This window comes from Frigoribacterium sp. Leaf263 (assembly GCF_001422285.1).
In the GTDB taxonomy this organism is placed as follows: Bacteria; Actinomycetota; Actinomycetes; order Actinomycetales; family Microbacteriaceae; genus Frigoribacterium.
The window spans coordinates 150,468-160,045 of record NZ_LMMO01000005.1 but is presented as its reverse complement, the minus strand read 5'-3'; the positions used below and the strand labels follow the sequence as shown (position 1 = coordinate 160,045).

10 protein-coding genes are annotated in these 9,578 nt (G+C 71.1%); 1 reads left to right on the top strand and 9 read right to left on the bottom strand.

Annotation, left to right across the window (positions count from 1 at the left end):
* Positions 1 to 677 precede the first annotated feature (677 nt).
* The 5 genes from ASF17_RS13740 to ASF17_RS13720 form a co-directional block, all read right to left on the bottom strand.
* Entirely contained in the window at positions 678 to 1,694 is a 1,017-nt protein-coding gene (locus ASF17_RS13740; RefSeq protein ID WP_055801250.1) for a YeiH family protein, read from the bottom strand.
* Between the two features lie 13 nt (positions 1,695 to 1,707).
* Positions 1,708 to 2,478: a fumarylacetoacetate hydrolase family protein gene (locus ASF17_RS13735; RefSeq protein WP_055801247.1), complete on the bottom strand. Its 771-nt coding sequence runs from the start codon at positions 2,476 to 2,478 to the stop codon at positions 1,708 to 1,710.
* Positions 2,475 to 3,590, bottom strand: a complete 1,116-nt coding sequence (locus ASF17_RS13730; RefSeq protein ID WP_055801244.1) for a branched-chain amino acid aminotransferase — start codon at positions 3,588 to 3,590, stop codon at positions 2,475 to 2,477. The genes ASF17_RS13735 and ASF17_RS13730 overlap by 4 nt, the downstream gene beginning before the upstream one ends.
* Positions 3,587 to 4,699: a 3-isopropylmalate dehydrogenase gene (locus ASF17_RS13725; protein WP_055801241.1), complete on the bottom strand. Its 1,113-nt coding sequence runs from the start codon at positions 4,697 to 4,699 to the stop codon at positions 3,587 to 3,589. The genes ASF17_RS13730 and ASF17_RS13725 overlap by 4 nt, the downstream gene beginning before the upstream one ends.
* Before the next feature lie 101 nt (positions 4,700 to 4,800).
* The gene (locus ASF17_RS13720; protein ID WP_055801238.1) at positions 4,801 to 6,330 is read right to left on the bottom strand and encodes an MFS transporter; all 1,530 of its coding nucleotides are present in this window, start codon (positions 6,328 to 6,330) and stop codon (positions 4,801 to 4,803) included.
* A gap of 108 nt (positions 6,331 to 6,438) precedes the next feature.
* Between ASF17_RS13720 and ASF17_RS16110 the strand changes: the two genes are divergently transcribed.
* Positions 6,439 to 7,005 carry a TetR/AcrR family transcriptional regulator gene (locus tag ASF17_RS16110; RefSeq protein WP_326934205.1) on the top strand — a complete coding sequence of 189 codons (567 nt, stop codon included), beginning with the start codon at positions 6,439 to 6,441 and terminating at the stop codon, positions 7,003 to 7,005.
* Positions 7,006 to 7,012: 7 nt separating this feature from the next.
* Here ASF17_RS16110 and ASF17_RS13710 read toward each other — a convergent pair whose 3' ends face one another.
* The 4 genes from ASF17_RS13710 to ASF17_RS13695 all read right to left on the bottom strand — a co-directional run bounded on the left by ASF17_RS13710 (position 7,013) and on the right by ASF17_RS13695 (position 9,574).
* Positions 7,013 to 8,056, bottom strand: coding sequence for a lactonase family protein (locus tag ASF17_RS13710; protein ID WP_055801232.1), 1,044 nt, complete (start codon positions 8,054 to 8,056; stop codon positions 7,013 to 7,015).
* Positions 8,057 to 8,058: 2 nt separating this feature from the next.
* Positions 8,059 to 8,427: a chorismate mutase gene (locus ASF17_RS13705; RefSeq protein WP_055801228.1), complete on the bottom strand. Its 369-nt coding sequence runs from the start codon at positions 8,425 to 8,427 to the stop codon at positions 8,059 to 8,061.
* An 88-nt stretch (positions 8,428 to 8,515) separates the two neighbouring features.
* Positions 8,516 to 8,935: an organic hydroperoxide resistance protein gene (locus ASF17_RS13700; protein ID WP_055801298.1), complete on the bottom strand. Its 420-nt coding sequence runs from the start codon at positions 8,933 to 8,935 to the stop codon at positions 8,516 to 8,518.
* A 21-nt stretch (positions 8,936 to 8,956) separates the two neighbouring features.
* Positions 8,957 to 9,574 (bottom strand): GNAT family N-acetyltransferase, encoded by a 618-nt coding sequence (locus tag ASF17_RS13695; protein WP_055801223.1) that lies wholly within the window; start codon positions 9,572 to 9,574, stop codon positions 8,957 to 8,959.
* Positions 9,575 to 9,578 lie beyond the last annotated feature (4 nt).

Genomic DNA, 9,578 nt, shown 5'->3' with positions numbered 1-9,578 from the left:
AAAGAACACTACACGGACATCCGCCCACACGTCCAAACCTCCACGCATCCCGGGCGTGTCGCACCCAAAAAGCCCGAAAACAAGCCGATCGGCCCCCACACAGCCACACACGGCCGCGGAGACCCGGTCTGTCGAGCCGGGGGATCGCTCCTCAGGAGCATGCGCGGCACCGGGCGACCACCCGTCGGTGCTCCGCGAGGGAGTCCCCCTCGGTGACCGTGTAGCCAGGTCACCGAGACACCGGGTCGCAAAGACACCAGATCACTGGATCACTGGATCACTGGATCACTGGATCACGGAGACACCGGTCACCGAGTCACCGGGTCACCGAGTCACCGAGTCACCGAGTCACCGGGTCACCGAGTCACCGGGTCACCGGGTCACCGAGTCACCGAGTCACCGGGTCACCGGGTCACCGGGTCACCGGAACATCGGGGCACGGGGACACCAGGACGCGGGAGCACTGAGACACCGGCGCACTCGGTCGCCGGGTCACCAGGTCACCAGGTCACCAGGTCACCAGGTCACCGGGCCACCGGGTCGCGGAGACTCCGGATCACCGGACACCGAGACATCGAGACATCGAGACACCGGTACTTCCGAAGAGGCAAAGCCCCGAACGCGCGGGACACCGGGACACCGGGACACCGGGACACCGGCGATACCCGATGTCGCGACTAGGCGAGCGGAAGCAGCTGGACCGCGCCGAGCGAGACGACGGCGATGAAGATCCACGATGCGAGTCCGACGGCGACTGCGCGGCCACCCGTCCGGGCGAGCTTCTCGAAGCGGATCCCCGTGCCCAGACCGAAGAGGGCCAATCCGAGCAGGACGGTCTGCAGCAGATCCGCCGCGCCGAGAACGCCCTCGGGGATCGGCACCACGGTGCGGAGCACGACCGCGACGAGGAAACCGACGACGAAGAGCGGCACGATCGGCGGGCGTGCACCGACGTCGCCGCCTCGTCGGCGGATGACGAGCGAGGTGATCGCGACCACCGGGGCGAGCATCACCACCCGGGTCAGTTTCACGACGATCGCGATGGCCAACGCCGATGCGCCGGCGGTCTGCGCGGTGGCCACGACCTGCCCGACATCGTGCACGCTCGCACCCGTCCAGGCGCCGAACTGCATGTCGGTGAGGCCGAGAGCCGAGGCGATCGGCGGAAGGATCGCGATCGCGGCGGTCCCGCACAGGGTGACGAGGGCGACCGGGGTCGCGGCATCACGGCCGCGGTCTCTCGTGACCGCGCTCATCGCGCCGATGGCCGAGGCGCCGCAGATCGAGAAGCCGGCGGCGAGCAGCAGCGGCTGATCACCGGGCAGTCGTGCCCATCGGCCCAGCGCCCAGGTCACGAAGAAGGTCGCGGCCAGGATGGCGACGACCACCACGACGGTGAGCCACCCGAGCCCGGCAACATCGACGAGGCTGAGCTTGAGTCCGAGCAGCACCACCCCGATGCGCAGGAGCCGCTTCGCCGAGAGGGTCAGCCCGGGAGCGAGGACCCCGTCGACTGCGGGGCGTGCCGCCGGGATCTGCGCGACGATGACGCCAAGCAGAACGCACACGGTGAGGATCGGCACCGCCGGAACGAGCGAATGCACCCCCCATGCGATCGCCGTTGCGACCGCGGCCACCCCGACTCCCGGCGCCCAGGGGGCGCGGGGAGTCGCGGTCTTCGGGCCGGCGGTCACGACGGGCGCGCGGTCAGACGCGGTTCTTGGCGGGGTTGATCAGCGAGCCGATGCCCGAGATCGCGACCTCGACGGTCTGCCCCGCGGTGAACGGGCCGATTCCCGACGGAGTCCCCGTCAGGATCACGTCGCCCGGGAGCAGGGTGAACACGTCGGTGACGTACTCGATCAGCTCGGGGATCTTGTGGATCATCTGCATCGTGGACTCGCGCTGCATGACCTCGCCGTCGACGCGGGTCTCGATCGTCGCGTCGCTCCAGTCGAACTCGTTCTCGATGTACGGCCCGAGGGGCAGGAACGTGTCGTAGCCCTTGGCGCGTGTCCACTGGCCGTCGCTGTTCTGCACGTCGCGAGCCGTCACATCGTTCGCGATCGTGTACCCGAAGACCACGTCTTCGTAGTTCTCGGCCTTGACGCGCTTCGCGATGGAGCCGATCACGATGGCCAGCTCCCCTTCGAAGTCGACCTGGCCGACGTCGGGCGGAAGCTGGATCGAGTCGCCGAAGCCGATGACCGTCGTGTTCGGCTTCATGAACAGCAGCGGAGCCTCGGGCGGCGTCTGCCCGAGCTCGTCGGCGTGATCGTGGTAGTTGAGACCCACGCCCACGACCTTCGATCGGGGGATGACCGGGGCGAGGATCTTCGCCGAGCGGAGGGAGATCCGTTCGCCGGTGGTCTCGTAGCCGCTGTACATCGGGTCGCCTGCCAGCACGATGAGTTCGCGCTCGTCGACGATGCCGTAGCGGGGGTCTTCGCCGGGGGTGGCGAACCGTGCGATCTTCATGCGTCGAGCCTCGTCATCCATCCGTGAACATCGGGTCGCCGACCGTACTGGATGTCGGTCAATTCAGCGCGCAGGGACATCGTGAGCTCGCCGCCCTCGGCAGCGGGCGAACCGATGTGGATGCCCTCGCCCTTCAACTCGGCGATCGGCACGACGACCGCGGCGGTGCCGCAGGCGAACACCTCGACGATGTCGCCCGAGGCGACCCCGTCTCGCCACTCGTCGATCGTGACGCGTCGACGCTCGACCCGGTGCCCGCGCGCCTCGGCCAGCTCGAGGATGGAGTCTCTGGTGATGCCTTCGAGGATCGAGTCGCTATCGGGTGTGACCAGGGTCCCGTCGCGCTTGACGAGGACCACGTTCATGCCGCCGAGCTCTTCGATGTAGCTGCTCTCGGACGAGTCGAGGAACAGCACCTGCTGGCAGCCGTTCTCGTAGGCCTCCTGCTGCGGGAGCAGGGACGACGCGTAGTTGCCGCCCGTCTTGGCGGCACCCGTGCCTCCTTTGCCGGCCCGTGCGTAGTTCGTGGTCAACCAGATGGAGACGGGTGACACACCCCCCGTGAAGTACGCGCCGGCCGGGCTCGCGATCACGTGGTAGGCCACCTCATGCGCGGCCCGCACCCCGAGGAAGGCCTCGGTCGCGATCATGAACGGCCGGAGGTAGAGGCTGGTCTCGGGCGCCGACGGGACCCAGTCGAGGTCGGCGCGCACGAGCTGCCGCACGGATTCGACGAAGTCGTCGGTGCCGAGCTCGGGCAGGGCCAGACGGCGGGCCGACCGCTGCAGCCTCCGGCCGTTGGCATCGGGGCGGAACGCCCAGACGGAGCCGTCGGCGTGCCGGTAGGCCTTCATGCCCTCGAAGATCTCCTGGGCGTAGTGCAGCACGGAGGCCGACGGGTCGAGCTGGAGCGGCCCGTAGGCATGGACCGACGCGTCATGCCAGCCGCCCTCGAGGCTCCACGCGATGGTGACCATGTGATCGGTGAAGTGCTTGCCGAAGCCGGGGTCGGAGAGGATCGTCTCGCGCTCGGCCGCGTCGCGGACGCTCGCGGAGGGCCGGAGATCGAACTGCAGGCCGAACTCGGAGGGCGCGGTGTCGGTGGTGGTCATGATGCCCTTCGAGCGGAGGCGGACGGGGTCGACGACTGCGACCGGGCTTCGCGGATGCGGTCGGCGATGGCCGAGCCGATCTCGGCGGTGGTGCGAGGGGGCTCCGAGGAGGCGCGACCCGCCCGGTCGGCGATGTCGCCCTCGACCGCCGCCGTGACCCGCGCGGCGGCATCGGGCAGCCCGAGGTGATCGAGCAGCATCGACACCGACAGCACGGCCGCCGTCGGATCGGCCTTCTGCTGCCCGGCGATGTCGGGGGCCGACCCGTGGACGGGCTCGAACATGCTCGGGAACACGCCGTCGGGATTGATGTTGCCGGACGCGGCGAGACCGATGCCGCCGCTGATCGCACCGGCCAGATCGGTCAGGATGTCGCCGAAGAGGTTGTCGGTGACGATGACGTCGAAGCGGGACGGATCGACGACGAGATGGATGGTCGCGGCGTCGACGTGCTGGTAGTCGACGGTCACGTCGGGGTACTCGACGGCCACGGAGTCGACGAGGCGCTGCCAGAGCCCCCCGGCGAAGACGAGCACGTTCGTCTTGTGCACGAGGGTCAGACGGCCACGGCGGGCCCTGGCCTTCTCGAACGCGAACCGGACGACCCGCTCGACGCCGTGCGCCGTGTTGACGCTGACCTCGTTCGCGATCTCGTGCGGCGTGCCCTGGCGGAGCGACCCGCCGTTGCCGACGTACGGCCCCTCGGTGCCCTCGCGGACGACCACGAAGTCGACCTCGCCCGGATCGGCCAGGGGCGAGGGCACACCGGGGTGGACCAGGGTCGGCCGGAGGTTCACGTAGTGATCGAGCGCGAACCGCAGGCGGAGCAGCAGCCCGCGTTCGATGATGCCGCCGCGGAGGCGCGGGTCGCGCGGGTCGCCGCCCACGGCGCCGAGCAGGATCGCGTCGTGGTCGGTCAGGGCGGCGAGATCGTCGTCGGTGAGGATGTCGCCCGTCTCGAGATAGCGGGAGGCGCCGAGTCGGAACTCGGTCACCTCGAACACCGCGTCGTCGCCCACGGCGACGTCGAGCACCTTCAGGGCCTCGGCCACCACCTCGGGGCCGATGCCGTCGCCCGGGACGGCGGCGAGTCGGACGGTGCGCGGCATGGGACTCCTAGACGTCTCGGGGTGGACCGGCACCACATTACCCGTGCGCACCGACACCGCCGGCGGGGCGGCCGGGCGGCGCGTCCGGTGCGGCGAGCACGCTAGTCGCCGGCCGACGCCCGGCGCAGCGAGAACAGGGCCACGACGACGGCGAGGACCATGACGCCCGCCCCGACGCCGGCGGTCGCCACGAGACCCGCGTCGAACGCGTGCGTCGCGGCGTCGAGGAGCTGGCGACCGAGGGGGGCCTCGAGGGTCCCTGCTGCGGACACCGCGCCTCCCAGGGTCTCCCGGGCGGCCTCGCCGGTCTCGGCGGGGACCCCGGCCGGGATGACCAGGCTGCCTCGGTAGATGGCGGTGAGCATGCTGCCGAGCACGGCCGTCCCCAGCACCGCGCCGACCTCGTAGGCGGTCTCGGACACCGCCGAGGCGGCTCCGGCGCGCGCCGGCGGGACGGCCGCGATGATCTGGTCGTTCGAGATGGTCTCGGCCGCACCGACCCCGAGACCGACCAGCGCGAAGCCGACGACGAACAGGGCCACCGGGGCCTCCGCCCCCGCCAGCCACACGGTCGCGTAGCCGACGCCGGCGGAGCCGAGGCCGACGGCGACGATCACGCGCGGCGTCACGCGGCGGACGATCGGCACGACGATCAGACCCGCCACGATCATGACGGCGAGACCCGGCACCAGCGTCAACGCGGCCTGCAGCGGACGCAGACCCACGACGAGCTGGAGATGCTGCGTCGTGAAGAACAGGAAGCCCACGAGCGAGAGGATCGCCAGGAGGTTCACCACGATCGACCCGGCGAAGACGGGGTTCGAGAACAGCCGCACGTCGAGCAGCGGGCGTTCGCGCCGCAGCTGCCGGCGCACGAACAGCCAGCCCGAGACGACGCCGAGCACGGCGAGGCCCAGGACGTCGAGGCCGGGACCGTGGGTCGCGAGCAGCTTGATCGCCGCGACGACGGGGGCCATCGCGGTCAACGACAGCAGCACCGAGAGGGGGTCGAAGGGTCCGGGATCGGGATCGCGGCTCTCGACGAGCAGGATCGGCGCGAGCACCAGCAGCGGCACGAGCACCGGCACCGCGATCAGGAAGATCGAGCCCCAGGCGAAGTGCTCGAGCAGGATCCCGCCGACGATGGGCCCGAGGGCGGATCCCGCGGCGAACCCGCTCGCCCAGATCGCGATGGCGAGACGGCGCTGGTCGCGGTCGACGAACGTGCTGCGCAGCAGCGACAGCGTGGCCGGCATGATCATGGCCCCGAAGAATCCGAGGACCGCGCGCGCCGCGATCAGGGTCCCGGCGTCGGGGGCGAACGCGGCCCCGAGCGAGACGAGGGCGAAGCCCGACGCCCCGATGAGCAGCAGTCGACGACGACCGAAGCGGTCGCCGAGCGAGCCCATCGCCACGAGCAGGCCCGCGAGCACGAGCGAGTACACGTCGACGATCCACAGCTGGTTCGCCGCGCTCGGGCGCAGGGCGGTGGAGATCTCGGGCAGGGCGAAGCTCAGGACCGTGTTGTCGATCGAGACGAGCAGCACCGGCAGCATGAGGACGACCAGTGCGGCCCACTGCCGGGTCCCCGCGCGGGAGGGCGTGCCGACGGTCGAGGAGGCGCGGGTCATGGGGAGGGGTCGCTTTCGTCGCAGAGGGGGTGCGGTCGTGACGGAGCGCTCTGCGCTCTAAAACCGTCCAGGCGGTACAGTAAACCGTCCGGACGGTACAGTATCAGAATGAGTCCACGACCGTCGGCCCGCGAGAAGATGCTCGACTCCTTCGAACTGCTGGTCGTCGCCGACGGGGAACGCGCGGCGACCTTCGACGCCGTCGCCGCCGCCGCTGGCGTCTCGAAGGGCGGGCTGCTCTATCACTTCCCGAGCCGAGAGGCGCTGGTCGACGGGGTCGTCGACCGCCTCGCCTCACTCGTCGACGACGACATCCACCGCATGACCACGGCTCCCGACGGCGCGGTCGACTACTTCATCCGCACCTCGTCGCCGCCGGCCGTCGTCGCCGAGTCGCCGTTCGACCGGTGCATCACCGCGGTGGCCCACCTCGCCTCGAGCGGGCAGTGGCCCCGCGCGGTCGACGCCCTGACCGGGATGCAGAGCCGCTGGCACGAGGTCGTGCTCGAGGCCGTCGGCGACCCGGCGGTCGCCCGGGTGGTCTCGCTCGTGTCGGACGGCCTCTACTTCGGCCCGGGCCACTCGTCGTCTGCCTCGGGCGCCGGCCCCGATGCGGAGCGCGCGGGCATCGACGACGTCATCGCCGTGCTGCGTCGCCTCGCCGACGGCCGATGACGCCGCCTCAGCCGACGACGATGCAGGCGGGGCTGCCGATCGAGAAGACGTCGATCGGAGCGCCCGGCAGACCCGACTCGGGGTCGAGCGGCAGCACCGACACCGTGTCGGACCCCTGGTTCGCGCAGTAGAGCATGCCCGGGGTGATCGCGAAGTGCCGGGGCCATTCGCCGCCGCACGGCGCCTCGCCGACGAAGGTCAACCGCTCGCCCTCGCCCGAGAAGACGCTGATCGTGTCGCGTCCGCGCGTGGCCACGTAGACCCGGCCGGCGTCGACGACGATGTGCGACGGCAGGATGCCCGGAGTCGCCGACGCCCCCTCGAAGACCTCGATCGAGTGGTCGACCACGAGCTTCCCGCCGACCCGGCGCAGCACGTGCAGACGCGAGTCCAGCTCGCCGACCACGACGAGGCGGTCGTCGAGCCACGCGACGTGTCGAGGCCCGGAGCCCGAGGGCAGCGGATGCACCGCGACCTGCTCCGGGTCGAGCGTGATCGGGTCGATGACGTACTCGACGAGTCGGTCGGTGCCGAGATCGCTGATGAGGACCGTCCCCCACGGGGTGGGGGTGGCCTGGTGCGCGTGCGGGCGCTCCTGACGCTCGAGCACAGGGCCGTGACCGACGGGCAGCGCCAGCGACCGAGTCACCCGGGCCGGGTGCGACGCCTCGCCGGAGAGGACCCCGATACCGCCCCCGACGTAGTCGGCGACGACGAGCGCGCCCGAGACCGGATCGACGACGAGGTGGCACGGGGACGAACCGCCCGAGGACGCGCTGCTGGCCGCGACGAGCGAGCCGGCCGAGACGGTGTACGACAGCACACGCCCCTCGCCCGTCTCGGAGGCGGCGTGCAGCGCGCCGTCGGCGACGACGAGGAACGACGGGTCGTCGGCCTGGACGACCTGGACGGCCTGCCACGGCACGCCGGGTGCCGAGCGCTCGAGGACGGTGATGCCCTCGCCGCGCCCGCCGCTCGTCGGCGTGTACGAGCCGATGTACAGCCGGTCGGGGGCAGGGACGGCCTGACCCGCGACGTCCGTCGAGCTCATGGTCATGCCCGCCCGGCCCCCGGGCCCGTCGGCTCGGTGCCGTTGGCGATGCGCTCGTGATGGTGGATGACCTCGCCCACGATGAAGTTCAGGAACTTCTCGGCGAAGGCCGGATCGAGGTGCGACTGCTCGGCGAGCTGCCGCAGCCGCTGGATCTGCACCCGCTCGCGCTCGGGATCGCTCGCGGGCATGCCCGCGGCCGCCTTGAGATGCCCGACCGACTGCGTGAACTTGAACCGTTCGGCGAGCAGGTGCACGAGCGCCGCGTCGATGTTGTCGATGCTCTGCCGGATCCCGGTCAGTTCGTCGATCGCTGCCCGGTCGGTGCCGCTGAGGGGGCTGTCCGCCCCGAGGGGACTGTCGAGTGCCATTCACCGAGCCTAGCGAAGGAGGCCCCGCCGAGACCGAGGAGGCGCGTCCCCGGATGTCGGGACGCGCCTCCTCGGCGGGGTGCTCGCGTCAGTCGACGAGCGTCAGCGTGACCTCGACGTTGCCGCGCGTGGCGTTCGAGTAGGGGCAGACGTGGTGTGCCGCGTCGGCGAGCTCCTGACGGCGCTCGGGCTCGACGTTCGGCGTGTAGATGTCGAGCTCGACGGCGAGACCGTAGCCGCCGTCGCCGTTCGAGCCGATGCCGACGCTCGCCGAGACGGACGAGTCGGCGGTGTCGACACCGAGCTTCTTGCCCGCCCCGTGCATCGCGCTGAGGAAGCAGGCCGCGAAGCCCGCGGCGAAGAGCTGCTCGGGGTTCGTGCCCTCACCCGAGCCGCCCAGCTCCTTCGGCGGACGGGTGTCGAAGTCGAGACGGTCGTCTTCGCTTCGGACGTGACCGTCACGGCCCCCGCCGGAGGCGTGGGCGATGGCGGTGTATGCGATTTCCAGTGTCATGGTGATCAGGCTTCTCTACGAGTCTGAGCGGTTGCTGGGGGCGGTCAGGCGCCGCTCGAGACCCGCCCGCACGGTCGGCCATTCGTCGGCCAGCACCGAGTACACGGCGGTGTCGCGCCACGATCCGTCGGCCCTCGGCTGCGTCCGTCGCTGAACGCCCTCGAACGTCGCCCCGAGTCGCAGGATCGCGGCTCGCGACCGCTCGTTCCGGACGTCCGCCTGCAGCTGGACGCGCCCGAACCCGTGCGCGAACGCGTGACCGAGCACGAGCAGCTTCGTCTCGGCGTTGACGCCGGTGCCCCAGACCTCGGGCGCGTAGGCCGTCCAGCCGACGTGCGCGGACTCGTTGCGCAGGTCGAGGACCTCGAGCGTCGTCGTCCCGACGAGGACCCCCGAGGAGGCGCGGCGGACGCCGTAGACGAGCTCCGAGCCCCAGCGCAGGTACCCGCGGACGAAGGCCGCCCACCCGTCGTAGTCGGCCCGGTACGCGGCCGGACCGCCGCCCCAGCCGCCCGCGAAGACCTCGGGCCGCCCGATGGCCCCATGGAGCTCGGGCAGGTCGGACGGGTCGAGAGGAGCCACGGTGACGAGGGAGCCGGTCAGGGTGACGGTCGAGGGACGGCGCGCGGTCATGCCC